Consider the following 23,885-nt stretch of genomic DNA (forward strand, 5'->3'; position numbering starts at 1 on the left):
TACTGTAACATTCCCGATTGGACAAAGTTGAAACAGCTTCTGCCTCAGCTATGGCCGGCTGAGATACGTTTTTGCTGATTAGCTGATTGTGCAGGTGTCATCCAAGCAGCCGCTGCGGCAGCTGTGACTCCGCCTGCTAATTTCCCAATGATCATGGCCGCCGCCATTTCTTTTTTCATTCCAGCCACAAAACCGAGGTGGCTGCCGAGTACAAAAGCGCCGCTGACCGCAAACGCGACATTGATGACCTTTCCTCTCGGCGTCATATCCTTTAATGAAGCCAGCATTGGGATATGGTGCGCCAAAGAGGTCACCAAGCCTGCAGTTGCTGTCTCATCTAAATGAAGGCATTTCCCCAGAGCCTGTAGCGGTTTTTTAAAGGTTTTTGTAATAAAAGCCGTCATCGGAAACGCCCCTGCCAGAGCAATGGCAATGGTCCCTGTCGTTTGTATCCCTGTCTCGACATTCTCCATTCCCGGAATCAGCACAATGCCTGTCAGCGTTTCAACGGAGACAGCCGCAAGCCCGATAATCGCAACAACACTGACCGCTTTCCCGAAGAGATGAAACAACCGAATCATACTGTCGGTATACCGCCATAATCCAAAAGCGATCACAGCAGATAACAGACTCGGGATCAGAAGGTTTTTACCTATCATGCCGATGTCAAAGCCCGCGCATAATCCGCCGATGAAACAACCGATCGGCACTGTGCACAGCCCGATTAATATGCCTTTCGCAAAATACGGATGATCCTCTATTTCGATGATGCCAAGAGCGACGGGAATCGTGAAGACGATTGCCGGTCCCATCATTGTTCCTAAAAACACCCATGAAAACAGCCCGGCCTGCGGATCTTTCGCCATTTCTCCAGCCAGCGCATATCCTCCCATATCAATCGCCAAAATGGTGTTCGCAAAGGAAGAAGGGTCCGCGCCAATCGCTGTGTAAAACGGAGCAACAATGGGAATCAGGATTGCTGCCAGCACGGGCGCCAGCGACACAATTCCGATCATGGACAGCGCCAGCGGCCCCATAGCCTTAAAGCCGGCCGCAAACCGCTCGCCTAGCCCACATCTGTTTCCCAAACAATAATCCGCCGCTCCCCATAGTAAAAAGGCAGCCAAAATGAATACAACCGCGTCATTCACCGTCATGGTTTTCTCCTTTTTCAAACGTATAATTGGTTTTATCATATCATCTGAAATCACCGAATAGAGTTGATCTTATTCAATATGAGCTAAAAATTCTTTTATATCGGCTTTTTCAACGGCTGTTATGATGCTCCGCGCTTTTTCTTGCGGGACCGTTAATGTCAATTTTTCTTTTATGTCTTCTTCAGACAGCTCATTTCCTGGCGCCCCTTTTGGGCAGTCCACACGCGCTTCGCAAATCCGGCCGTCTGATAAATAGGCCCGGACAATCGTGAAACGGCCTTTTGGAACGGCATGAGGAGCCGGCTGAATAGCATTGTCATATACGCGCTGAATATGCCTTATTGTCGTTTGAACGCCGTTTGGGATCGGCTGGCTGTTGAAATGTTCAACGGTCAGGCCGTGTCCATGCAAAGCAAGAGCAATCACATATTCAACGCTGAAACGGCCTTCCTCTCCAGTTTTTGGAGATCTTTCCGTCAATGCAGCATCTCCGCCTGGCGGAAATATCACTTCAATACGTTCGGTATTGGCAGCAGAAATGGTTTCTTCGGAGATAAGCTGTCGTACCGCATCTGCAGCATGGTGTGCCGCGGAACAAAATGGATAGATTTTAAACCATAGACCCGGCTGCACAATTCTCCACGGTGCCCCCCAATCGTTTAGCAAAGTATGTTGTGCTTTTTCAACGTCACCGTACAGACTGAAGAAACCAGTTTCTCCATCAAGTGCCGTGCGGGACCCGCCAAATTCTGATTGGGCCAGCTTAACGGCCAGCAAGCCAGCCTGAGCCGCCAAACCGGCGTGCAGTGGTTTCATTTCTGTTCCAAATTGCACCCTCATCCCAGCAGATTGTGTAGCCGCAAAACCAATTGCTTTTTCCAGCTCTTCCTGAGTCAGCGCCTCAGCATAACCTACGGCGCAGGCAGCAGCGATGGCACCAAGCGTTCCTGTATTATGCCAGCCCTTTTCATAGTGGCGGCTGCCAATTGATTCTCCCAGCCGTGCCATCACTTCAACACCAACAATATAAGCGCCAAGAAGCCGCTCGTCATGTCCGCGAGCGGCAGATGCAATAAGGGCCGGTACGATGACGGCACTGGGGTGTCCTCTTACATCGGAGTGGACATCATCAAAATCCAATGCATGGGCGATAAATCCATTCAGCATCACGGATTGTAATGGCGCGGCCTTTTTGCCCTGTCCGATAATAGGAACAAGGGGCCGGCCTCCTTCATCCTCTATCAGACGGAGGAGCTTTTGAATTCCTTTATCTTCTCTTCCTGCGAATGAAGCGGCAGTAAAATCAAGTAATCCTTTTTTTGCTTCGCGAATCGCGTCAACTGAATGCTCAGGTTGTGATGTTCTCACAGCCGCTGCAAGACCTGCTGTCAGCCCTTGTTTGCTCATTTGATGGTCTCCAATACAATAACCGCCAGCTCCGCAAAGTATTGAGAGGCAACCGTAAGGGCTTCTTCATCCAGTGTAAAGGCCGGATGATGCCACTCCTCCGTCCCGTTCGTTCCCATCCAGACAAAAAATCCCGGAATCTTCTCTTGATACAGAGCGAAGTCTTCTCCGCCCGGAGACTGCTCAGCGTGAACGGTTTGATAGCCAAGCCGTGCCGCAGCTTCGGATGCCGCATTCAAAAATGTGCCGTCATTCTGAACGGAAGGCAAATAAGGAAACCACTTGAATTCTGCTTGTGCCCCATAGCCCGCTGCAATTCCTTCAGCCACTCGTCTCATATGCTCCGGAACAGCCTGCCGCGCTTCTTTTTGAAAGGTTCGTACCGTCCCCTCCATTTCAGCTTGGTCTGGAATTACGTTCCACGAGGTGCCCGCCTGTACTCTTGTGATACTGACGACTGCGTTTTGCAGTGAGCTGATATTGCGGCTGACCACAGATTGCAGCCCGCTGATGATTTGTCCGACTGCAGCGATTGGATCAATACTGTTATTTGGGATGCCGGCGTGTCCGCCTTTCCCTTTGATGACGATCTCAAACCGGTCAACACTTGCCATAAGCGGACCTTCCTTTACACCAATGGTCCCGACAGGCAGATCCGGCTTATTGTGCATGCCGAAAATCGCAGAAACGTCATTAAGTACGCCAGCTTCTAGAACCTTTCTTGCTCCTGCGGCAATTTCTTCGGCCGGCTGAAAGATAAAGCGGACTGTACCTTTCAGCTCGGCCTTTCTTTGATTCAGCAACATCGCTGTGCCAATAATAGAAGCAGTATGAAAATCGTGTCCACATGCATGCATTGTGCCATCAACCTTAGATGCAAATGGGAGATTCGTCTTTTCTTGGATCGGGAGCGCGTCAATATCCGCTCGTATTGCTATCACGGGGCCGTCTTCCCGTCCTTTGATTTCTGCAATCACGCCAGTCTCCAATTGAGGAACATCAAGTATTTCGATTTGCTCCTCCTCAAGCCAGCGGCGGATTTTTTTCGTCGTTTCAATCTCTTGAAATGACAGCTCAGGATGTTCATGAAGATCACGCCGCATATTGATTAAACGGGTATGAAACGTTTTGTCGGCCATTGTTCTTCTCTCCTTCTTATATAAGCTCTGCAGGCTCTCCCACCTGCTTGATAAATCGTTTCGTCCGTTCGTTTTTCGGATGGTCAAACAATTCCTCTGGCGTTCCCTGCTCGATAATATGGCCGTCTGCCATAAAAATCACTTGATCAGCAACCTCTTTTGCAAACGCCATTTCGTGTGTAACAATGATCATCGTTGTTTGTTTTTCCGCAATGGACTTGATGACCTGAAGCACCCCTGTGACGAGCTCAGGGTCAAGCGCTGACGTTGGTTCATCCAGCAAAATCGCATGCGGATTGACCGCAAGCGCCCGCGCGATGCCGATTCGCTGCTGCTGGCCGCCGGACATTGTGATCGGATAGCTGTCAGCCTTATGCTCCAGACCGACTTGTTTCAGAATCTCCATTCCAATACGTTTCGCTTCGTCGCGTGGTTTATGTTGAGCCACGATTAAAGCTTCTGTAATGTTTTGCAGAGCCGTTTTATTTTTAAACAGATTGTAGTTTTGAAAGACCATGGCCGTTTGCTGGCGAAGCCGATGTGCTTCCTTGCGTGTAAACTTTTCCGCGTTCAGTTTGGCTTCTCCGATTTCAATAAGGCCTTGATCCGGACGCTCTAATAGATTTAAGCACCGGAGAAGCGTTGATTTTCCGGAACCGGACGGACCGATGATTGCCACCACTTCTCCGCGTTTCACTTCTAGATCGATTCCGTCGAGCACGACGAGATCTTTAAACGCTTTGCGAATATTTTTTACTGTTATCAACTGATTTCACCTCTAAGTCCGGTATGGCTTGCTCATGGCACGTTCAAACAAGTCCTGCAACATGCTGTAGATCATGGTAAGAACCCAATAGACGATCGCAACCGCCAAGTACGTCTCAAAATATTTGAGGTTTCCTGAAGCGTACATCTTCCCTTGGGCGAACATCTCCATGACCCCTAATGTAAAGGCCAGTGACGTTTCTTTCAGGAGCCCGATAAATGTATTGCCCGTTGCCGGGATCGCATTTCGGATCGCTTGCGGCAAAATAATCCGTCTGTATGCCTGAAATTTTGTCATACCGACAGACAGGCACGCCTCCAGCTGCCCGTCATCAACAGAATTGAGGGCAGCCCGGAAGATTTCTGCCAAATATGCTGCATTTTTTAAGCTTAACCCGATGATAGCGGCTGTGAGAGCTGTCATTTTGCTCATCTCTGGAAACAGCTGCGGCAGCCCATAATAGATTAAGAACAGCTGTACAAGTGTCGGCACGCCTCGGAAAAAGGATATATACAGCTTTGACAGCTGATGAAGCACTGGAATTTTGTTTTTTGTAATGAGTGCGAGAATAAGTCCTCCGATAATGGCAAAGATCATAGCTGCTATGGCCATAAACAAGGTGATCGGAAGGGCCTGAATTAAAGTCGGGAACGCTGATATCATGAATTCCCAATCAATCGTGTTCATTCTGGTGAGTCACCGCCGTTTCTTAATGCTTCTGTTCTACTGTGATATCTTCATTAAAGTATTTTTCAGAGAGTTTTTTCAGTGTTCCGTCTTTACGCAATTCATCTAGCGCCTTATTGACTTTTTTGCGGAGCTTGTCGTGCGCATCGTCCTTGGCAAATGGGAATGCAACCTGTTCGTAAACAATCGGATCTCCTGCAAGCTTTAATGGCAAACCGGTCTTCTTGATTTGCGCGATCAATACAGTTCGGCTGTTGACATAAGCGTCTACACGGCCGTACGCAACATCCTTCAGCGTACCCTCTTGTGTTTCGTACGTTTTGATATTGATTTTTTTATCAGGATCTTTGCTTTCAAGGTTTTTCGCGTGGTTTGAACCGAGAACGGCTGCGACTGTCTTGCCTTTTAAATCGTCTACTGATTTGATGTCTGTATTGTCTTTTTTGACGACAATCTGTGTTCCCGCATAAGCGTATGGTTTCGTAAAGTTATACGTTTCCTTACGTTCGTCTGTCACAGCTACCTGGTTGGAAATGGTGTCAAGCTTGCCTGTTTGAAGCTCTCCCATCAGCCCGCTGAATTCAAGCAGCTTCCAGTCCAGTTTCATGTCAATTTTCTTAGCGACTGCTTCCATCACTTCCACGTCAAAGCCTGTCAGCTTTCCGTTTTCTTTATAAGCAAATGGGTAACTTTGTCCTGTCGCACCGACATGAAGCACATTGTCATCCGCTTTACTGCTGCTGTTTCCATTGCCGCAAGCTGAGAGCACCGCTAATAATGCAGCAACGACCAGCACTGTCCATTTTTTCATCTTCATTTGATTTTCCCGCCTTTTCTATTTTTATAGATCATGTCGCAATTGTTTTTTCATATAGACTGTGATATGCCCTTTTCCAAGGTCTTGTTCACCTGAGCGGACATATCCTTTTCGTTCGTACATCTCAATCAGCCACGGATGCTTATCCGCTGTTCCGAGTGAGACAAACGGAACCTTTAACGTATCGCGAAGGATTGTTTCCTCCAGCCATTGAAGCAGCTTTGTTCCGATTCCTTTTTTTCCGGTGTCGGGGTCCACAGCAAACCACCAGATATGCGGAACGCCATACGGTCCCGGCTGTTTTCCCCAAGGCATTCTCAAGGTGATGGTCGCGATGATCCGCCCGTCTTCTTCCATGACGTAGCAAGCATTTTCCCGAATATTTTTCAGCACCAAATCCAAATCCGCATGAGCGGCAGCAAAACGAATGCCGAGCTTTCGAATCGGTTCATAAGCCCGCAATGTCAGCTCGAGAAGCTGTTCGGCATCACGTTCAACTGCAAGGCGGTATCGTGGCTTCATCTAGCGTTCCTCCTTACTTTGCATAGCGGTTTACCGGCTTTTCCAAACCGAAGTGCTCTCGTAATGTTGTGCCTTCATATTCTTTTCTGAACACGCCGCGCTCCTGTAAAATCGGAACCACTTGATCAACAAACACTTCAATTCCTTCTGGAAGAAGCGGAGGCATGATGTTAAACCCGTCACACGCTTTCGTATCCACCCATTCCTGCATCTTGTCGGCGAGCTGCTCCGGCGTGCCGACGAAGATATGGTGGCCTCTGGAGCCTGCAACGTATTTGTAAAGCTCTCGTATCGTCATATTGTCACGTTCAGCCATCTCCTGAACAAGCTTGAAGCGGCTCTTCACCGCATTGGAAGCTTCGGCGTCAAGCTTCGGCAGCGGCCCATCAAGCGGATATACCGACAAATCAATTCCGCCTAAGTAATTTTGGAGAATTTGCAGACCGACAGATGGGATAATCAGATCTTGAAGCTCCTTGTATTTGGCTTGCGCTGCTTCTTCTGTATCGGCAATGATTGGGAAAATACCCGGCATGATGGCAATTTTTTCTGGATCACGTCCGAATTCCGCAACCTGTTCTTTAATGGATTGATAAAATTCTTGAGCTGATTCCAGGTGGTTTTGTGCTGTGAAGATCACTTCGGCTGTTTTGGCAGCCAGCGCTTTTCCGTCTCCTGATGATCCTGCCTGGATAATGACCGGCTGGCCCTGCGGCGTTCTTGAAACGTTCAGAGGTCCGCGAACCGAGAAATATTCTCCTTTGTGGTTCAGCTCGTGCATTTTTTCTTTGTCAAAGAATTCACCCGTTTCTTTATTACGGATAAAGGCGTCCTCTTCCCATGAATCCCAAAGCCCCTTTACAACCTCGACAAATTCCTCTGCCCGCTGATAGCGCAAATGGTGTTCAAGGTGCTTTTCACCGCTGAAATTCAGCGCTGTGGATTCAATAGATGAAGTGACGACGTTCCATCCGGCACGGCCATTGGACAAATGATCCAATGAAGCAAACTGTCTGGCAATATGGAATGGCTCGCTGTATGTAGTGGAGGCTGTTGCTGTCAGTCCGATTTTTGATGTGACCTGCGCCAAAGCAGAGAGCAGGGTGAATGGCTCAAACCTTGTTAATACATTTGGATGTGATTTGCTGTCAATAGAAAGGCTGTCCGCTAAAAACAGCATATCCAGCTTGCCCCGCTCCGCTGTTTTCGCAAGCTCTTTAAAATAATCCAAATTCATGCTCGCATCTGACGGCGCGTCCGGGTGCCGCCAAGACGCAACATGATGGCCTGTACCTGCTAAAAATACCCCTAATTTGATTTGTTTCTTTTTGCTTGTCATGACGATACTCCTTTTATCATGTTTTTAGGCTGAATAATCCGAAAAATAAACTCCTATATTCCTAGTCGTTTAATATGAATAAATCAAAATGTACCTTTGTCTTGGACGTTTGTCAATGAGTTAAGATTAAATTTTTCTTTTTAAGCTGAAAAGAATTTCGCAGTATCATGGGACGGCATTTGTGCAACCTGTATACTGGCAAAACCAGTCTGATGCTGAACCTCGTTTTGATCCAAGTTTTATATAAATGTAGCTTGTACCTTATCTCTACATCCGACCATACGCATTTTGCCGTCGCTTTTGCTCTTTGCTAATAAACGCGCGTGTCGCCGTCGTAGAACGGTCCATTTTCCAACTCATTCAGAAGCTGAGACATCACATAAAAAAATAAGCTGATCCCGGATTCATACCGAAATCAGCTAATTGAATCTTAATTAAGTTCTAGAATACTTTCTTCTGCTTTAGCGGAAAACACTTTAGGCTCCAAACAGTCAAGGTCTTCATGAAATAAATTTACTTTTTGGATTTGCCGATTGTCATAGTGGTGGAAATAGTAGTTTCCAGTTTCGTTGCACATCACGGAAGTATATTGCGTATAATGAATCTCGTCTTCTTCCGTTATCACTGCGCCCTTTGGTATCGTCATATTTGCCAAAATGTGAAAAGCGGCTGTTACACCTTTCGTTTCATCGGCCGCCGGCTCTAGATGTTCTTTCAAATAAACAGCTCTGACAAACCGGGAAGGCGGTGTATAATCCCCCGGCAGACCAACAGTTCCTAAGCCTTGGCCAAAAGCAGAAAGGGCTAATCCGCCCATCTCTTTGCTCTCTAATTGCTTCGGTCTGATTCCTGTATATTGCTGCAGATTGGTTACATGCCATATAAAGTCGGGGCTGTTCGTCATGACACCAGGTTGATTGTCATAGAGTTTGAAGCCGTCTGCTCTTGGTTCTATCGTCAGGCTTCGGCCCGTCCGGTCTGACAATATCCAGTGAAGCGGTAAAACTGTATCCAATAGATCTAATTTTTTCTCTACAATCGTTAAAGATCGAATCTTTTCTTTTACGTCTTCCAAAGACTGACAGACTGACAGCACCCATGTCACAAACTCATGCGGGGCAATGTGAACGGTATCTTCCCGTATCGTTTTTTCGTACTCCGCATAGCCAGGAAAATAAAGTGCAGCACATGATAAACCGCTTTCATTAACACCGTCGGCAAATAATATATTTCCAAGTTTTCTCCCCATACCGATAAACGCGTACTGTGTCTGATGGGCCTTTCCGTCAGCTTCACTCTTCCAGCTGTAACGGCGCGGATAGAGAATGACCTCCGTCCCCAGCTGAAATGCAAAATCCATTGTTCTCGCTAATACATGTTTACGGTCAGCAGTTTCCAATGTAAGACTTGTGCACATTTGATCAGTCCCCTTTTCAATTCAGATTAATATCATACATATTGTGAACGAATTGGTTTTATCAGCATAACGAAAGTCAAATCGGTTCGTCAAAGAATTGACATTACATCAAATAAAACGAAAAAATCCAGCCTTTAGAAGGCTGGATTTTTTATTATTTAGCCAAAACAAGCTCGTGAATCGCATGCGCAACACCATGTTCATTATTGGAGCGTGTTTGAAAGTTTGCGGCTTCCAATACTTCTGGGATGGCGTTTGCCATGGCAACCCCGCAGCCCGCCCATTCGATCATTGTCAGGTCGTTCCCATTGTCGCCTATGCACATGACTTCCGCCTGTTCAATTCCAAGCAGCTGAGCCAGCTGGCGTACAGCATTTCCTTTGCTGGCTTCCGAGTGCAGAATTTCATAAAAGAAAGGCGCGCTTCTGACCATTGTATATTTTTCTCTCACGTCTTTTGGAATCGATGTAATGACGCGGCTTAAGTTCTCCGGTTTATCAATAAACATCACTTTCGGGATGAGGATATCTTTTGGCACCTCGTCAATCTTGCGGAAATGAAGCGGCACCTGTGTCACATAGGATTCGTATACGGTAAATTCGCTAATATCCCGGTTAGGCGTATACAAATTAGATGAGTCAAAGAAATGCATCGGCGTCTTCAGCTCTAAGCTCAGGTCATATAATGAAGTCAAATCATCATAACCGAGAGACAGCTCTGAGACCACTTCATTTGTATGCGTATTTTGAACAAGTGCTCCATTATACGCAATAACATAGTCGCCTTCTTCAATTAAATTCAGTTCATCTAAATATCTCTGCACACCCCCGATAGGCCGGCCGGTGCAAAGCACAATTTTGACACCTTCCGCTTTTGCCGCGTGAAGGGCGTCGCGGACCTCCTCTGTTACTTCATGATGATCATTTAAAAGTGTTCCATCCATATCAATTGCAATTAGTTTGTACATCCTGCATCTCCTTCATGTCGTTTTCAGGCTATAGTCCCATCATATCGTTTTTTCTTTTTGATATTCAACCGGAAGAGATGTTTTTCTCCGGATTCTGTTTAGACGCCGCCCTTGTCTTCGGATACGCAAGCGCGGTTTCCGCTTTCTTTCTGCCTTGACGCCGTTTTCTGCTTTTTTCTGTTTCATCAGCAGAAAGCCGGCAGCTAGAAAAGGAATGCCGGTTATATTCAAGATGGCAAGCTTCACACCCGCCGCGATGAAAAAGAACCCCCATGAAGATGATGGATTCCGTCTGATCATGACGTAAGCCGCCATTTCCAGAACGATCAGGATGGCATGAAGCACTATGCCATAAATCAGCAATACAAGGGCAAAAAACAAAACATAATTCACGATTGCCCCTGAGTACATCATAGCGCGCATCATTTGTATAAACGATAAGGACTGCATGGAGCCGCTGATTACATTAGGGTTATAGATCGTATAGTCACTAAATAAATGTTTGACTTTGAGAAAAGCCCATAATATAAATATCCATTGAATGATATGTAAAACAAGCCCCGCTGCCACCAGTCTTTCAGCTTTTTGATTTCTCATCTTTCTCCTCCCTGCCGGTCTTTGATTCGATTCTTGTCATCGTTTTTGTCTGGCCATTTTGCTCCCATATCAATGTCCCGTTTTCTCCTCTTTTCAGCGTGCTTTTGAGCGGATAATAGGGGCCGAGGTACTGAATCTCGATAGACCCGTCAGTGCTTTGGGAAATCACCTTGTATGCCATAAAAGGCAGCTGTACCTCTCCTCTTCCTTCCATCACTTCCGTTTCCACAACCTCGTCTTCGGTAAATGTGACTGTTGCTGATTTCACGCCGTCCGTTGGCCCGGGGGCAAGCCCCTCATCCCACGTTCCGTAATAAAACGGCGTCTCTTCTTTTTGCTGCTGGCAGCCCGATACCATGATGCATACAGCAATTAAAAACAAAATGCCATATTTGTTTCTCAAGGGGATCACCATCCTTTCCTCCTCTTTTTGGGCGAATGCCGTGCCACTGTGCCAATGACTACATAAGTTATAAGGAATTCACCCACAAGGAGATTGATCATAATGAACCCTTATCAATATTACAGCCCTCAGCTGCCTCAGCAGGAACCTTACTATAGCCACTATGAGTACAATCCTTATCCGCAGCAGGATGTATACGATCCATACCAAATGGACAGACAGCCGGCATTGGAAAGAAGAATCGCAGCACTTGAACGGCAAAATGAACAGCAGTCAAGAGAATTAACCCGTCTGACAAACGAAGACCGCCGTCAAAATCGGGAAATTGCACGGATTGCCGAACAGGTCAATCAGCTAAGCCAGGCTGTTGAACGCCATACACGCCGCTTAAACCGGCTCAATCAGCGCCTCCGTACAGTAGAAAACCGGCTGAATATCCCATTTACTGCAGGGGAAGGCGGTTTCTGAGCGAAACAAAGAAAAAAAGCGGAATACGATTCTCCCATCTCAGGGTTTCGTTTTCCGCCATTCTTATATGTTAAAACGGAACATTTACATAAAAAGGGTTTGTACCCAGTATACAATCTTTACCGTTTTCATTCAAAGACAGAGGGGCTGAGGAAAATAATTGTAGTTCCTCATTTGCAGAATTTCTTTTCAATCAGGTTGCATGATAATACCGACTCACGTCAATCGATACATGGAGGGATCATTCATGCATAATACACAACACGGCTTGCAGCAGCTGAATCAATGCCGCCAGACTGCTCAGCAGCTCATTCAGCAAACACAGCAAAGCAGCCAGCAATATCGCCACATGCTTCATCAGGAACAGCAAAACATCCAAATGCTGCAGCAGATTCTAAACCACGAACAACAAGCTGCACATACCATTCAGCAAGCACTGCACGGGCATGACATGGCGATTCAAAAGTGCCAGCAGGTTGTCAACATGTGCAACCAAATGCAACAGGAACTTACTGGACAATCCAGCGTCATGAATACGAATGTGTCTACACTTCCATTCGGCCAAAACACGACATTTCAGCAGCAATCCTATCAGCAGTAACATATAAAAAGCTCAACACAATGCGAGTGTTGAGCTTTTTTTCTTACTGTTCTTTGCGAATATGTATATCCTGAATAGACTGTTTCGGTGCATGAAATCTGCTCTCGGCTTCACTTCTTGCCTCGGCAAAAGCCCGCGCCTCCACATGATCTTTGTAGACATCCAGCTGAATCAAATACAGCGGGCGCACTTTAAATCCATGAATAATGGTCACCGCCCATAACGGGACCACAATAAAAACACCGGGCAGATCGGGCAAAACAAAACCAAACGCAAAAATGAAAAAATAAATGATGCCGTACATGATCCACTTTCTATTTCTAACCTTGATGCCAATAAATAAAAAGGCAAAAAAACTGGTAATGGCAAAAGGCATGAAAATAAACAGCATCCACCAGCTATGCAGCCATTCCCAAGCGGAACCTCTTTTTGTAATTCCCATATTTTTCTCCTCCTATTTACCTATAATAATCGATTAGGCATACCGCGTCACCCATAAACGGGAAAAACTTTCTCCCTTAAAAATAGTGATAGACGGAGAACAGGTTTCTTGCTATATTATTAATTGATAATGATAATCATTACTAATCTATTGAGATACATAGTGGGAGGGTTCTTGATGAAAAAGAACATATTGCTCGTGGGCATGCTTGTGCTGCTTCTCATGTTTGTCAGCGCTTGCAGCGGCACGGCTTCTAAAGGGAGCTCAAGCGATTCTGCTTCCGAAAAAATAGAAATGAGAACATACAAATCACCAAAAGGGAACGTCAACATTCCTGCACATCCGAAACGCATCGTCACTGATTTTTATGCCGGTGAATTGCTGTCTGTCGGGGCCAATGTGGTCGGCTCAGGCTCATGGTCATTTGATAATCCGTTTTTAAAATCAAAGCTGAAAAATGTGAAGGATGTCGGTGATCCAATCAGCGTTGAAAAAGTGATGGAGCTTCAGCCTGACTTAATTGTTGTCATGAATGAAGAGAATGTTGATAAATTAAAGAAAATCGCTCCGACTGTTGTCATACCTTATAACACAGCGAAAAACGTAGAGGACACAGTCAGCATGTTCGGAGATATCGCCGGAGCGAAAGACAAAGCAAAATCCTTTATGGATGACTTTAACAAAAAAGCGGAAGCAGCTAAGAAGAAAATTGCCGGCATCATCGACAAAGATGCGACCTTCGGCATTTATGAAAACACAGACAAGGGCGAATTCTGGGTGTTCAATGACAATGGCGGACGCGGCGGCCAAGCTGTATACAATGCACTTGGGTTAAAAGCGCCTGAAAAAATTGAGCAAGATGTCATCAAAAAAGGAGAGATGAAACAGCTCTCTCAAGAGGTTATTCCTGAGTATGCCGCAGATTATATGTTCATTACGGATTACAACCCGAAAGGCGAAAGCAAAACACTCGACAAGCTGGAGAATTCCTCTATTTGGAAGAACCTTGACGCTGTTAAACATAATCGCGTGTTTATCAATGACTTTGACACGTTCTACCCGTACGACCCGATTTCTGTCAGCAAACAGGTGGATATCATCACCGACATGCTGATCAAACGGGCCGAAGAAAATAAAAAATAAAAAAACGGCACAGTCATGACGCTGTGCCGTTTTTTATGAATCACTTTAATTTTGACTGTACGGAGTCCGGCATATCTTCAAACTTGACTTCTTCCCAAGTCTCGACATACTTTCCTTTCGCCTTCACCTTCAAATACGCGTTCTTCCGAAGCTCTTTGCCGGCGAAAAAGGTCACTTCTTCTTTTTTCCCGGATGCATTATATCCGTCTAATGTATATTCAGTACCGCCCGGGCTAAGATGTCTGCCATCTCGATCAATCTGAACATAGACATCTTGCTGGTGAATAAACGGATTAAATCTGTCTGTAACATCGTTATGAAAAAAGAGAAGCCCGCATATTACGGCAGCAGCCGCCAAGACGGCCAGGATTGCCATTGCTTTTTTCATCTTTGCACTCCCCTTACTTGTTCATTTTTTTCAAATAGCTTGACCGCACCGCGAGGAAGAATAGAAGCTGAAAAATGAAAAACCCTCCGATGGTAAGACTGAGCGGCCCCGCGACATCAGAATAGCCTTCCACAGCCAATGTTCTCAAGGCAAACAGTGTATGCATGACGGCAATGACAAATGGAAAGAAGAAAAGAATCGCCAATTGTATTGTCACGCTTTGTGCCATTTCACGCTCACTCAGGCCGATTTTGGCCAGTGAACGGTAGCGCTCCCGGTCTTCATCTAAATCAGTGAACAGCCTGAAATATAAGAAACTTGCTGCCGCGACAAAGAATACAATTGCGATAAACAGGCCGATAAATAAACTCAGGCTCGGCAGCTGCACCGTATCATAGTAAGTCCCGGCTTTTGAAGCAAAGTCAGAATGCACGTCGATATAATTGCCGTAAATCTCATTTTGCAAGGATTGGCTGATCTCAAGACTGTCTTTCCAATGATCATAGCTGTAGCCGTATAATGACGCTTTATCACCGAGTGATTTCAGCTGATCAAAGGTTTGATCATTCACCGCGATGATGGCATTCAATGAGATCAGCGGTTTTTTGACTTCTTTTACCGACAGTTTTTGATCAGACAGCTCCCCTTTTTGGTTCAGCAGCTTCAGCTGATCCGGCGCTTCGTTTTTGAAATTGCGGTCATACGTGCCCGGGAAATAGACAGCCTCGTCTTCTTTCAGGCTGTTCACTTTGACATGGAAGTATTTTGCCGCATCCGATTCACTGATCATGTAAACAGGGGGAACAGTTTCTCCTTCCTGATAGCGAACATAGGAAACATCTATTTTGTCTTTCTTATACGTAAAGCCGTGTGTTTTCAGTTCATGGTCAATATCTTTCAAATGAGTCTGTTCTTTTGGATTATTGCTGTAAGATAAATACTCCATTTCATAAGCGGACTCTTCCGCTCCGACGGTCGATTTGTACATGGCGAGCACGCCTGTCGCAGTAAACGCAACCGCGGAAATAATGCTGACAATAAAGAACAGGCGGGCGTTGTCTTTTAGACGATAGACAAGGTCAGAAACCCAAATGACATTTTTCCCGCGCAGATAAAAGGTTTTCCACTTCTTCAGCGCTCGCAGAATCCATATGCTGCTTTGGCTGAAAAAGAAATATGTTCCGATGACGGTGAGCAGTAAAATGATAAACGGTTCGGCCCCGTGGACATTGCCTTTCAGAACCATGCCGTACCCGCCGCACAGACAGGCGATGCCGAATAAGGACAGAAGCACGGACGGCTTAGGCTCCGGCTTAACCTTGCCAGTGCCCTTTATTAATTTGATAACCGTATTTGATCTGACAAAAAGGATCGTAAACTGCGATAAAAAGAAAAATAAGAGCAGAAATCCGCAGGCCGTAATACCGAGCGCTTTCCAAGGCATATACAAAGGCAGCGCGTCCATTTCTAAAATATAAGCGCCGACCGTAAAGAACGTCTTTGAAAAAATGAATCCTCCGATAATGCCGGCTGCAATTGACATGACGCCGATGATCATATTTTCCGCCGTAATGAGCTTTCTCAGCTGACCCGGCGTGATGCCCTGCATGAGCAGAATGCCGAATTCTTTATTTCTCGATTTCAAAAATGCGTTAACCGAATACAGAACAAATAAGAAAGAAAAAACAAAGATCATCCATTCCGCAGCGGTTAAGCCTTTTTTGGCGATGTTATTCAGGTAGCCTTCCTTTAATGCCGGATGAAACAAGAACATCGCAAAGGTAAAGAAAATCAAAACGGAAAAGGCGCTGCTTAAAAAGAATGCAAGATAGGCCCTTTTGTTTCTCGTGACGTTTTTATAAGCGAACTGAAGAAAGGTCATTTGCGTTTCCCCCCAGCATAGACAGCACATCGAGAATTTGTTCATAAAATACTTGGCGGTTTTCCCCGCGGTAAATCTCATTAAACAGTTCGCCGTCTTTTATAAAGATGACGCGGCGGCAGTAGCTTGCCGCAACAGGATCGTGGGTCACCATCAAAGCCGTGACATGATCATCCTGATTTAGGCTCTGCATCGTTTCCATGACGTCTTTTGACGCTTTGGAATCAAGGTTGCCCGTCGGTTCATCGGCCAGGATGAGTGACGGCTTATGAATGACCGCTCTTGCGATGGCGGCACGCTGGCGCTGTCCTCCGGATACTTCAAACGTCCGTTTGTTGAGCAGGTTTTCGATTCCGAGCTTTGCCGCGATGCCGTGCAGTTTTTCTTCCATGACAGACGGCGCTTCTTTTTCAAGCGTTAACGGCAGCATGATATTTTCACCGATCGTCAGCGTGTCCAGAAGGTTGAAATCCTGAAACACAAATCCGAGCTGCTTGCGGCGGAAATGAGCGAGCTTTGTCCGCTTCAGGCGATGCGGGTTTTCTCCGTGAATCAGGATATCGCCTGAATCTGGACGGTCAATCGTTGAAATGATATTCAAAAGCGTTGTTTTTCCGGACCCGGACGGCCCCATCACCGCCGTGAACTCGCCTTCTTCTATTGAAAATGAAATTTGCTTTAAGGCTTGATAGGATACTTGTCCTTTATAGGTTTTATTTATATGTTTGACTTCAAGCATATTCGCCATGAAAATCCTCCTTATGGTTTTATTCTTGTTGATCTGGGCTGCTTTCATGTAGTGCCGGGACGTTCAACATAAAAATCCCCTTGACATAAATCCATGTTATCAAGGGGAAACAAAGCGGGCTATGTTGTTTTCTTAACGCAGCCTTACATTTTTGTAAGAAATGAAAATCGAACTGACGTCCCTTCACCGGGAGACGAGCTGATGTCCACCGTATGATTGAGCTTACCTGTAATTTCTTTGACGAGATGGAGGCCGATTCCCGTAGATTCTTGGAAACGCCGCCCGTTTTCACCGGTGTAATAAGGGTCAAACACCCGCTTGATGTCTTGTGAGGGAATCCCGACACCGTAATCTTTAACTTCAAGCACCGTCCTGTCTTCATCGCGGAAGACATTCAGCTCAAGTCTGTCACTCTTGCCTGCTGAATACTTGACCGCATTTGTGACCACTTGGCCGATCGCAAATTTGAGCCATTTGGCATCGGTGTAAATCTGATGATCATCGCAAACGTTCATTTTCGGATAAACGCGATATTGAATAAAAAATCGTTTATAGCTTTGAATAACTGATTGGAGAAGCTCGGACAGGGAAACCGCTTCAATTTTAAAATCCCTTTCAAACAGGTCGAGCCTTGAAGAATAAAGAAGCGTCTCCAGCCCGAATTCAATCTGCCGGACTTCTTTTTTGATTTGTTCAAAAACGGGCTCATCCTCTTCTTGAATGATTAAATTAATGACCGACAGCGGCGTCTTTACTTGGTGCACCCATTGATTCATATACGTCACCCGCGCGTCCAGCTTGGCTTCGGTCTCATGGAGCTTCTGGTGCTGCAGCCGGATCAGCTCCATCTGCTTTTCATACAGCTCTGAACAGAACACTGAGGAACCGAGATACGGGATATCCGTCCCTTCCTGCCCCGAGCTGAGCCAATGATACACGCCGCGGTCTTTGTACCAGCGATAGGCAAGATAGCCCGCCAAAATAAGAAGCTGCACGCCCAATATGTAAAACAAGTGAGAAAAAGAATGAAGACCCGCAAACCAGTAATAAAAGAAGACAAACAGCCCTTGAAGGAGAAAAAGCAGAATCAGCACTGCATGAGACCGGAGAAACAGCTTCATGACTGCGCCCTCAGCTGGTAGCCTTCGCCCCGCACCGCTTCAATAGAAACAGGCGCATTCAGCTCCCGCAGTTTTTTTCTGAGCCGCGTGATATACACGTTAAGTGTATTATCATCGATGAATATGTCGGTGTCCCACGTCTTTTCCATGAGACGGTCCCGACTCGTCACCTTTTCTCCCCGCTCAAGCAGCACTTCCAAAAGCTTGCTTTCTTTTTTAGAAAGCTCGCTTTTTTCATCCTGAAAACGCAGTTCAAACCGTTCCACAAAGAGCTGAACGCCAGCATATTCAACCACTTTCTCTCCCTGCTTTGCGGCGTACTCCCCGTACGCCCTCCGGATCTGGCTTTTGATTTTCGCAAGCACAATATCATAAGAAAACGGTTTTTCGATATAATCGTCTCCCCCATTTTCAATCGCCATCACCTGATCCATTTCCCCGCTTCTGGCAGAAATAAAGATGATCGGGCTTGTGGAGTGCTGGCGGATCTGCCGGCACCAATAATATCCGTCATATGCCGGCAAATTGATATCAAGCAGCACCACATCGGGCTTTTCCCGCAAAAAGACATCAAGAACAGCTGTAAAATCCGCGGCGACCACTGTTTGATATCCGTATTTTTCAAGGTAATTCTGCAATAGTCCGCGAATGTCTTCACTGTCTTCCACAATCATGATTTTATTCAAACTGAACCACTCCCGTTTCTTACACTGCTGCCATCATCATAATCGTTTTGGGCATATGGACGCAACACCGCACAAAAAAACCGCCATCTCGGCGGTTTCTGGTCTCTTTAGCCGACCTGCTGCTTAGCTGCTTTACCGGCTGATCCGAACTCTCTCATTTTGCTTCGCACTGTCTCTTCCACGGCTTCAATGCCGGGTGTCAAATAGCCGCGCGGTTCGTACAGATCGCTGTTTTCCTGGAACATGCGGCGTGTTTCGTCTGTCCACGCTACCATACATTCCGTATTGATATTGATCTTCGCGTGGCCGAGCGTGATGGCTTTTTTGATCTGATCCTGCGGAATCCCGGATGCCCCGTGAAGAACGAGGGGAATATCAGTCATGCAGGAGATAGCCTCCATTTCCTTAAATCCGAGATTCGGCTCACCCTGATATTTGCCGTGTACAGAGCCGAGGGCGGCGGCCAGCGCGTCGATATTGGTTTCTTTGACGATCCGCTCACATTCCGTGATATCGGCATAGCAGACCCCGCCGACAAGTCCGTCTTCCATTCCGCCGACCGTGCCGACTTCGGCTTCTACTGATACGCCGTGTTTTGCGGCATAATCGGTGACTTCTTTTGTCATTGCGATATTCTCGTCAATCGGCTGATGGGAGCCGTCAATCATCACTGAGCTGAATCCGGCATCAATGGCCTGTCTGCAGCGTTCCGCACTACTGCCGTGATCGAGATGAAGCACGACCGGAACGGTAATTGCCATGTCCTCTATTAACGCCCCTACCATGGCGGCAATCGTTTTAAATCCGCCTAAATAGTCGACCAGGCGATCGGAAGCCGCGGCGATGACCGGTGATTGCTCCTTTTGCGCCGCCTGCAAAATCGCCTTCGTCCATTGCAGGCCGTTGATATTAAACTGGCCAATTGCATATTGCTCCCGCTTTGCATCTTCAAGAAGCTCTTTCATCGATACAAAAGCCATGTCCACCCCTCCTTTATCCATTACATGCTGAAGTATTTTGATACGACGTCCACTGTTGTTTTTTTCGCTGTTTGAATGGCTTCCTCAGCAGTCAGCTTATAGTATTCAGGCCGGAAGAGCTCAACCGATACAACATCAGAGAAGCCGATTTCCTTCAGTGCTGATAAGTGGGCATCTAAGTCAATTGCCCCTTGTCCCGGCCATACACGATCCTCATCTGTTAAAAAGCCGATTGGGAAATCTTCTGTATCATCAATATGATAGATGAAGATTTTCTTTCCGTCCGCCTGCTTTAAGCTCTCAATATTTGAACCCATTGCATGGAAGTGAAAACTGTCAAGGACAAGCCCGACATTGTCACGGTTAACTGTGTTTACGATCTCATACGCCTGTTCAAACGTATTGACCGTACATTGCGGATGGCCGACAAATTCAAGTGCGATTTTTACGCCGTACGGCTCCGCGATATCTGACAGCTCAGTCAGCACGTCTACACTGCTCTTTTTGATCTCTTCTTTTACAATCTTCTGCTCTGTCACAAGCGGAACGGCCACCACATATTTCACACCGAGGGTTTTGCATGTTTCCATCATGCCTTTAAATTCAGTGATGATCTCGTTGTGGCCCTTTTCATCACGGTTGTTGAAGAAAACAAGCGCGTTTAAAGCAAGCGGTTTGATGTGATGGGTTTGAAAATATTCCGCAAGATCTGCCAATGAATGATCTTTTAAGTACTCCGGCAGCTTATCCATTGTGCGGATTTCAATATAATCATAGCCGTGCTTTTCGCATAGTTCTAAATCCTGTTTAAGGTTTGAGTTTTCCAATGTTGTCGCTTCATTAAAACAAAGTTTCATGCCAGACTCCCCCATCTGCGTTTTAGATATGAAGGGAGTTCGGCAGGAAGGCTGTCGCCATATCCCGCCGAACTCCATGCTCAGCTTATGCCAGACCTAATTCTTCTTTTATTTTCTTAAGCATAAATCGGCTTGATTCATCCGCTCTTTCATCGACCCAAGCAAATACGGCATTCGTCGCAATTCCGTCGAACTTCATCTCTCTCAGTTTTCTGAAAATCGTATCAAAATCAACCTCGCCTTGACCAATGTCCAAATGCTGGTGAACCGTTACTTTCGCGTCAGGCGGATTGACGATATAGCGAAGACCATGAGCCGCTTTATGATTATAGGTATCTGCAAATAAAACATGTGTGAGGCGGTCGCCGGCTTCGTCAAACATGGTCTCGATGTCGCCTTTGCCGTCATCATAGAAGAACGTATGCGCAGTCGAGTAGACAAGATTGATCCAATCCTTGTCAAGCGCGCGGATCATATCCATCGCACCTTTGTGCGTTTCGATAAAATCGTATGGGTGGGCTTGAAGATTAAGTTTAATACCTTCTTTTTCAAAGACTGGCAGAAGCTCATCCATGGATTTGATAAATTTTTCTTCACTTGTTAAAGGATCATATTTTGAACCGCTGAATTCGCTGTTCATCAAATCCACTTCAAGTTCAACCGCAATTTCGATTGCCCGTTTCCAATTGCGCACCGCTGCCTGCCGGCGGTCTTCATCAGGACCCGCCCAGTGGTAAAGAGGAAGAAGCGATGAAAGCTTAACACCTGTATCTCTTAAAAGGCGCTTTAATTGTTTGATCTTTGCTGAATCGACTTTCGGATATTTATAAAACGGGCAAAAATCCTCGCGCGGAGACAATTCGATATATTCATAGCCAAGCTCCGCCGTTTTATAGACCGTTTCCTCTAAAGTTAAATCATCACGATACATGGATGGATCCAATGCTAACTTCATATTTTCACTCCTCTGTTTTTTAGTTTTGAACTGTTGTAAAAGATTGATAGAATTCCGGTTTTTCCTTCAATTCAACCTTTTCTTTTTGTCCAGATTCCTGGGCTTTTACACACGCGTCAGTCGTGACAGCAGCAATATAGCCGTCCCATGCCGTCGGTCCGCTGACCTCGCCTTTCTTTTGAATCGAATCAATAAAGTCTTGGATTTCCACATCGTACGCAGCAACAAAGCGTCTCTGCCAATCCATCAAAATATCAGTGCTGAATTTGCCTTCTTTTCTCAAGCTGATGCTTGATGGCTCGGGAAGCTTGATGATGCCGTCTTCTCCGACGATTTCGCATTGAATGTCATAGCCGTATTTACAGTTCACATAGATTTCAGCATTGATGACGATGCCGCCTTTTGTTTCAATCACCACGATTTGCGGATCTTTTAAATGCGGAAGCGCGTTTTTTGATTTTTTCGGATAGATGACTTGAACGGACTCGTAGTCATCATTGACGAGCCAGTGCAGCACATCAATTTCATGAACAAGCGTGTCAACTACGGCCATATCCGTTGTATAGTTATCTCCTACAGTCGGGTTGCGGTGCGCGCAATGAATCATAAGCGGCTCGCCGATGACATGATTGTCGAGTGCTTCCTTCAGCTGTACGTAACCGCTGTCATAACGGCGCATGAAGCCGACTTGAACAAGGCGTTTGCCCACTTTGATTTCTTCTTCGACAATGCGCATGCATCCTTCAGCCGTTGTCGCGAGCGGTTTTTCACAGAACACATATTTCTGGGCTTTAATGGCTTTCAGCACGCTTGACTCATGCGCAGGCCCCCAGCTTGTCACTAAAACAGCGTCTACATTTTCGTCTGCAAGCAAGCTGTCATCATTCGGATAAACCGTCGCGTTTAATTGGTATTGCTCAACGACCTTTTGTGCAGCTTCTTGATTAACATCCGTTACAGCTACAATTTCTGCGCCGGACAGCTTGTTCGTGATGCGGTTAATATGTTCTTTTCCGATTGCTCCAGTTCCAATTACGCCAATACGTAAACTCATTGACAGCCACTCCTTCTGTTGGTTACATCATTTTGCTTTCTGTTCCTTGCTTTACTTGGCTCTGAGGAGATCCGTAGAGTTCCTCTTGAATTTGTTCAAGCGACTTGCCAGACGTATTCGGCGCAAAGAGCAGCCCGATGATCATACTGGCCGTCACACATCCGAGAAGAATTGCAGCCATCGTTCCAATGCCGAAATTGGTGATAATCATTGGGACAAACAGACTCCAAATCCCTATTGAAATACGGACAAGGAAAAACATCAGTCCTTGTGCGGAAGCACGATATTGCGTAGGAAAGATTTCACTGGCCCATAACTGATAGTTCGCTTGCTGCCCTGCTCCGTTATTGATGCCGATCACGACAATAAACAGGAGCAGAATCGGCAGGCCTTCAACTGGCAGCAGAAACAGTGTCCACCCGATCACCGCCATGAAAGCGGCGATTCCAAATACGGTTTTTCTATATTTGTCGGCAAAGGGCATGAAGATCAAGGCGACCCCCAATCCTGTGAAGATAAACAGCCCCATTTGCAAAAGGTTGGCCATGTTGGCAGATACACCACCGACCTGCTGATAAATGTATGGCATAAAGAAGCCCATGACCCCGGCGGCTAAGTTCCAAACCAAGTACACACCCATCAAAAACAATATACTTTTGAGATACATAGGCTTGAGCAAATCAAAATATGATGTCTTATTCAGTACAGCCGGCTTCTCTGCCTGAGCATCCTCCGGCTGATTTTTTGTCTGCCAGGCGTCTGATTCCGGAAGCCTGATTCTCAGGATGTACGTAATCAGCGCAATCACAAGCAGATGGGCAAATACGATTTTATTCCCCAGGAGTCCCAAGTCACCGGCCAGTACGGAGAGGAGCAGTACAACGACAGCGCCCGCGGCCCAAGCGACTTGTGCTACGCCACAATGCCTGGCCCGATTCTTCTTTGGCGCATTTTCCGCAATAATGGTCCATGACGCGGTTATATCAGCTCCTACTGATAAACCGATAATGATGTAACCGCTTAACAACATGGGGAAATTAACCCCGAACAAAACCAAACAAATCCCTAGTGCATAAACCAGCATACTATTGGTATAAACAGCCTTCCGTCCGACTTTATCAGCCAGAAACCCGCCAAGCAGCGCGCCGACAGCGGCAGAAATCGCATTTGCGCTCAGCGCGCCGAGCAGCCCGATTTGTGTATCGGATAGCTTAAGGTAACTGACCCATAATGATAAACCGGCGGAGCCTGCCACAATTGAACCGGCATCAATATAGTTGGCCAATGCTGCCGCGATTGTCCGTTTATTGAAGGCTGAATCTCCATTGGTATTGCCCATATG

26 protein-coding genes are annotated in these 23,885 nt (G+C 46.3%); 3 read left to right on the top strand and 23 right to left on the bottom strand.

Annotation, left to right across the window (positions count from 1 at the left end; genetic code table 11):
- Nucleotides 1-44: 44 nt before the first annotated feature.
- The 12 genes from eutH to NYE22_RS22300 all read right to left on the bottom strand — a co-directional run bounded on the left by eutH (nt 45) and on the right by NYE22_RS22300 (nt 11,230).
- Nucleotides 45-1,157, bottom strand: coding sequence for an ethanolamine utilization protein EutH (gene eutH, locus NYE22_RS22245; protein WP_342412192.1), 1,113 nt, complete (start codon nt 1,155-1,157; stop codon nt 45-47).
- A gap of 69 nt (nt 1,158-1,226) precedes the next feature.
- Nucleotides 1,227-2,564, bottom strand: coding sequence for an MmgE/PrpD family protein (locus NYE22_RS22250; protein ID WP_342412193.1), 1,338 nt, complete (start codon nt 2,562-2,564; stop codon nt 1,227-1,229).
- Nucleotides 2,561-3,703, bottom strand: a complete 1,143-nt coding sequence (sndB, locus tag NYE22_RS22255; protein WP_342412194.1) for an N-acetyl-sulfur-metabolite deacetylase SndB — start codon at nt 3,701-3,703, stop codon at nt 2,561-2,563. Before sndB ends, NYE22_RS22250 begins: the two co-directional genes overlap by 4 nt.
- 16 nt (nt 3,704-3,719) lie before the next feature.
- Nucleotides 3,720-4,469, bottom strand: coding sequence for an amino acid ABC transporter ATP-binding protein (locus NYE22_RS22260; protein ID WP_003243284.1), 750 nt, complete (start codon nt 4,467-4,469; stop codon nt 3,720-3,722).
- Between the two features lie 12 nt (nt 4,470-4,481).
- Nucleotides 4,482-5,156, bottom strand: coding sequence for an amino acid ABC transporter permease (locus NYE22_RS22265; protein ID WP_003227111.1), 675 nt, complete (start codon nt 5,154-5,156; stop codon nt 4,482-4,484).
- A gap of 22 nt (nt 5,157-5,178) precedes the next feature.
- Nucleotides 5,179-5,973: an amino acid ABC transporter substrate-binding protein gene (locus tag NYE22_RS22270; RefSeq protein ID WP_342412195.1), complete on the bottom strand. Its 795-nt coding sequence runs from the start codon at nt 5,971-5,973 to the stop codon at nt 5,179-5,181.
- 24 nt (nt 5,974-5,997) lie between these two features.
- Nucleotides 5,998-6,495: a sulfur-containing aminoacid acetyltransferase SnaB gene (gene snaB / locus NYE22_RS22275; protein ID WP_003242734.1), complete on the bottom strand. Its 498-nt coding sequence runs from the start codon at nt 6,493-6,495 to the stop codon at nt 5,998-6,000.
- A gap of 13 nt (nt 6,496-6,508) precedes the next feature.
- Nucleotides 6,509-7,834 carry an LLM class flavin-dependent oxidoreductase gene (locus NYE22_RS22280; protein ID WP_342412196.1) on the bottom strand — a complete coding sequence of 442 codons (1,326 nt, stop codon included), beginning with the start codon at nt 7,832-7,834 and terminating at the stop codon, nt 6,509-6,511.
- A 430-nt stretch (nt 7,835-8,264) separates the two neighbouring features.
- Nucleotides 8,265-9,251, bottom strand: a complete 987-nt coding sequence (gene yxeI / locus NYE22_RS22285) for a penicillin V amidase (RefSeq protein ID WP_161986574.1) — start codon at nt 9,249-9,251, stop codon at nt 8,265-8,267.
- Between the two features lie 154 nt (nt 9,252-9,405).
- Nucleotides 9,406-10,218 (bottom strand): sugar-phosphatase, encoded by an 813-nt coding sequence (gene yidA, locus NYE22_RS22290; protein WP_003243315.1) that lies wholly within the window; start codon nt 10,216-10,218, stop codon nt 9,406-9,408.
- Nucleotides 10,219-10,257: 39 nt separating this feature from the next.
- Nucleotides 10,258-10,815, bottom strand: coding sequence for a hypothetical protein (locus NYE22_RS22295; protein WP_342412197.1), 558 nt, complete (start codon nt 10,813-10,815; stop codon nt 10,258-10,260).
- On the bottom strand, nt 10,796-11,230 hold the full coding sequence (locus NYE22_RS22300) for a DUF3255 family protein (RefSeq protein ID WP_015715009.1): 435 nt from the start codon (nt 11,228-11,230) through the stop codon (nt 10,796-10,798). Before NYE22_RS22300 ends, NYE22_RS22295 begins: the two co-directional genes overlap by 20 nt.
- 90 nt (nt 11,231-11,320) lie before the next feature.
- Between NYE22_RS22300 and cotNE the strand changes: the two genes are divergently transcribed.
- Both cotNE and NYE22_RS22310 read left to right on the top strand, forming a co-directional pair.
- Complete coding sequence (cotNE, locus tag NYE22_RS22305; RefSeq protein ID WP_003227093.1) at nt 11,321-11,686, top strand: inner spore coat protein CotNE; 366 nt, start codon at nt 11,321-11,323, stop codon at nt 11,684-11,686.
- Between the two features lie 247 nt (nt 11,687-11,933).
- Nucleotides 11,934-12,287, top strand: a complete 354-nt coding sequence (locus tag NYE22_RS22310; RefSeq protein ID WP_342412198.1) for a hypothetical protein — start codon at nt 11,934-11,936, stop codon at nt 12,285-12,287.
- Between the two features lie 43 nt (nt 12,288-12,330).
- Here the strand turns inward: NYE22_RS22310 and NYE22_RS22315 are convergent, their stop codons facing one another.
- Nucleotides 12,331-12,729: a hypothetical protein gene (locus tag NYE22_RS22315; protein WP_003227087.1), complete on the bottom strand. Its 399-nt coding sequence runs from the start codon at nt 12,727-12,729 to the stop codon at nt 12,331-12,333.
- A gap of 177 nt (nt 12,730-12,906) precedes the next feature.
- Between NYE22_RS22315 and NYE22_RS22320 the strand changes: the two genes are divergently transcribed.
- Nucleotides 12,907-13,872, top strand: a complete 966-nt coding sequence (locus NYE22_RS22320) for an iron-hydroxamate ABC transporter substrate-binding protein (RefSeq protein ID WP_342412199.1) — start codon at nt 12,907-12,909, stop codon at nt 13,870-13,872.
- A gap of 40 nt (nt 13,873-13,912) precedes the next feature.
- Here the strand turns inward: NYE22_RS22320 and NYE22_RS22325 are convergent, their stop codons facing one another.
- From NYE22_RS22325 to iolF, 10 genes are all read right to left on the bottom strand, one after another.
- Nucleotides 13,913-14,260 carry a YxeA family protein gene (locus tag NYE22_RS22325; protein ID WP_003227084.1) on the bottom strand — a complete coding sequence of 116 codons (348 nt, stop codon included), beginning with the start codon at nt 14,258-14,260 and terminating at the stop codon, nt 13,913-13,915.
- A 13-nt stretch (nt 14,261-14,273) separates the two neighbouring features.
- Entirely contained in the window at nt 14,274-16,142 is a 1,869-nt protein-coding gene (gene yxdM / locus NYE22_RS22330) for an ABC transporter permease YxdM (protein WP_342412200.1), read from the bottom strand.
- The gene (gene yxdL, locus NYE22_RS22335; protein ID WP_021481025.1) at nt 16,117-16,890 is read right to left on the bottom strand and encodes an ABC transporter ATP-binding protein YxdL; all 774 of its coding nucleotides are present in this window, start codon (nt 16,888-16,890) and stop codon (nt 16,117-16,119) included. The genes yxdM and yxdL overlap by 26 nt, the downstream gene beginning before the upstream one ends.
- Before the next feature lie 143 nt (nt 16,891-17,033).
- Nucleotides 17,034-18,011: a two-component system sensor histidine kinase YxdK gene (gene yxdK / locus NYE22_RS22340; protein ID WP_021481026.1), complete on the bottom strand. Its 978-nt coding sequence runs from the start codon at nt 18,009-18,011 to the stop codon at nt 17,034-17,036.
- Nucleotides 18,008-18,697 carry a two-component system response regulator YxdJ gene (gene yxdJ / locus NYE22_RS22345; RefSeq protein WP_003243527.1) on the bottom strand — a complete coding sequence of 230 codons (690 nt, stop codon included), beginning with the start codon at nt 18,695-18,697 and terminating at the stop codon, nt 18,008-18,010. Before yxdJ ends, yxdK begins: the two co-directional genes overlap by 4 nt.
- Nucleotides 18,698-18,804: 107 nt before the next feature.
- On the bottom strand, nt 18,805-19,677 hold the full coding sequence (gene iolJ, locus NYE22_RS22350; RefSeq protein WP_064671730.1) for a 6-phospho-5-dehydro-2-deoxy-D-gluconate aldolase: 873 nt from the start codon (nt 19,675-19,677) through the stop codon (nt 18,805-18,807).
- Between the two features lie 20 nt (nt 19,678-19,697).
- Entirely contained in the window at nt 19,698-20,534 is an 837-nt protein-coding gene (iolI, locus tag NYE22_RS22355; RefSeq protein ID WP_015483926.1) for a 2-keto-myo-inositol isomerase, read from the bottom strand.
- 85 nt (nt 20,535-20,619) lie between these two features.
- Complete coding sequence (locus NYE22_RS22360) at nt 20,620-21,489, bottom strand: sugar phosphate isomerase/epimerase (protein ID WP_064671729.1); 870 nt, start codon at nt 21,487-21,489, stop codon at nt 20,620-20,622.
- Nucleotides 21,490-21,508: 19 nt separating this feature from the next.
- On the bottom strand, nt 21,509-22,543 hold the full coding sequence (iolG, locus tag NYE22_RS22365; protein WP_014481414.1) for a bifunctional inositol 2-dehydrogenase/D-chiro-inositol 1-dehydrogenase: 1,035 nt from the start codon (nt 22,541-22,543) through the stop codon (nt 21,509-21,511).
- 22 nt (nt 22,544-22,565) lie between these two features.
- The gene (iolF, locus tag NYE22_RS22370; RefSeq protein WP_342412201.1) at nt 22,566-23,882 is read right to left on the bottom strand and encodes a myo-inositol transporter IolF; all 1,317 of its coding nucleotides are present in this window, start codon (nt 23,880-23,882) and stop codon (nt 22,566-22,568) included.
- Nucleotides 23,883-23,885 lie beyond the last annotated feature (3 nt).

This window comes from Bacillus sp. FSL K6-1560 (assembly GCF_038592935.1).
Lineage (GTDB): Bacteria > Bacillota > Bacilli > Bacillales > Bacillaceae > Bacillus > Bacillus subtilis.

What these genes read in the sequence shown, in the direction of transcription:
- eutH (WP_342412192.1), bottom strand. Translation starts at nt 1,157, where the DNA reads ATGACGGTGAATGACGCGGTTGTATTCATTTTGGCTGCCTTTTTACTA.
- NYE22_RS22250 (WP_342412193.1), bottom strand. Translation starts at nt 2,564, where the DNA reads ATGAGCAAACAAGGGCTGACAGCAGGTCTTGCAGCGGCTGTGAGAACA.
- sndB (WP_342412194.1), bottom strand. Translation starts at nt 3,703, where the DNA reads ATGGCCGACAAAACGTTTCATACCCGTTTAATCAATATGCGGCGTGAT.
- NYE22_RS22265 (WP_003227111.1), bottom strand. Translation starts at nt 5,156, where the DNA reads ATGAACACGATTGATTGGGAATTCATGATATCAGCGTTCCCGACTTTA.
- NYE22_RS22270 (WP_342412195.1), bottom strand. Translation starts at nt 5,973, where the DNA reads ATGAAGATGAAAAAATGGACAGTGCTGGTCGTTGCTGCATTATTAGCG.
- snaB (WP_003242734.1), bottom strand. Translation starts at nt 6,495, where the DNA reads ATGAAGCCACGATACCGCCTTGCAGTTGAACGTGATGCCGAACAGCTT.
- NYE22_RS22280 (WP_342412196.1), bottom strand. Translation starts at nt 7,834, where the DNA reads ATGACAAGCAAAAAGAAACAAATCAAATTAGGGGTATTTTTAGCAGGT.
- yxeI (WP_161986574.1), bottom strand. Translation starts at nt 9,251, where the DNA reads ATGTGCACAAGTCTTACATTGGAAACTGCTGACCGTAAACATGTATTA.
- yidA (WP_003243315.1), bottom strand. Translation starts at nt 10,218, where the DNA reads ATGTACAAACTAATTGCAATTGATATGGATGGAACACTTTTAAATGAT.
- NYE22_RS22295 (WP_342412197.1), bottom strand. Translation starts at nt 10,815, where the DNA reads ATGAGAAATCAAAAAGCTGAAAGACTGGTGGCAGCGGGGCTTGTTTTA.
- NYE22_RS22300 (WP_015715009.1), bottom strand. Translation starts at nt 11,230, where the DNA reads ATGGTGATCCCCTTGAGAAACAAATATGGCATTTTGTTTTTAATTGCT.
- cotNE (WP_003227093.1), top strand. Translation starts at nt 11,321, where the DNA reads ATGAACCCTTATCAATATTACAGCCCTCAGCTGCCTCAGCAGGAACCT.
- NYE22_RS22310 (WP_342412198.1), top strand. Translation starts at nt 11,934, where the DNA reads ATGCATAATACACAACACGGCTTGCAGCAGCTGAATCAATGCCGCCAG.
- NYE22_RS22315 (WP_003227087.1), bottom strand. Translation starts at nt 12,729, where the DNA reads ATGGGAATTACAAAAAGAGGTTCCGCTTGGGAATGGCTGCATAGCTGG.
- NYE22_RS22320 (WP_342412199.1), top strand. Translation starts at nt 12,907, where the DNA reads ATGAAAAAGAACATATTGCTCGTGGGCATGCTTGTGCTGCTTCTCATG.
- NYE22_RS22325 (WP_003227084.1), bottom strand. Translation starts at nt 14,260, where the DNA reads ATGAAAAAAGCAATGGCAATCCTGGCCGTCTTGGCGGCTGCTGCCGTA.
- yxdM (WP_342412200.1), bottom strand. Translation starts at nt 16,142, where the DNA reads ATGACCTTTCTTCAGTTCGCTTATAAAAACGTCACGAGAAACAAAAGG.
- yxdL (WP_021481025.1), bottom strand. Translation starts at nt 16,890, where the DNA reads ATGGCGAATATGCTTGAAGTCAAACATATAAATAAAACCTATAAAGGA.
- yxdK (WP_021481026.1), bottom strand. Translation starts at nt 18,011, where the DNA reads ATGAAGCTGTTTCTCCGGTCTCATGCAGTGCTGATTCTGCTTTTTCTC.
- iolJ (WP_064671730.1), bottom strand. Translation starts at nt 19,677, where the DNA reads ATGGCTTTTGTATCGATGAAAGAGCTTCTTGAAGATGCAAAGCGGGAG.
- iolI (WP_015483926.1), bottom strand. Translation starts at nt 20,534, where the DNA reads ATGAAACTTTGTTTTAATGAAGCGACAACATTGGAAAACTCAAACCTT.
- NYE22_RS22360 (WP_064671729.1), bottom strand. Translation starts at nt 21,489, where the DNA reads ATGAAGTTAGCATTGGATCCATCCATGTATCGTGATGATTTAACTTTA.
- iolG (WP_014481414.1), bottom strand. Translation starts at nt 22,543, where the DNA reads ATGAGTTTACGTATTGGCGTAATTGGAACTGGAGCAATCGGAAAAGAA.
- iolF (WP_342412201.1), bottom strand. Translation starts at nt 23,882, where the DNA reads ATGGGCAATACCAATGGAGATTCAGCCTTCAATAAACGGACAATCGCG.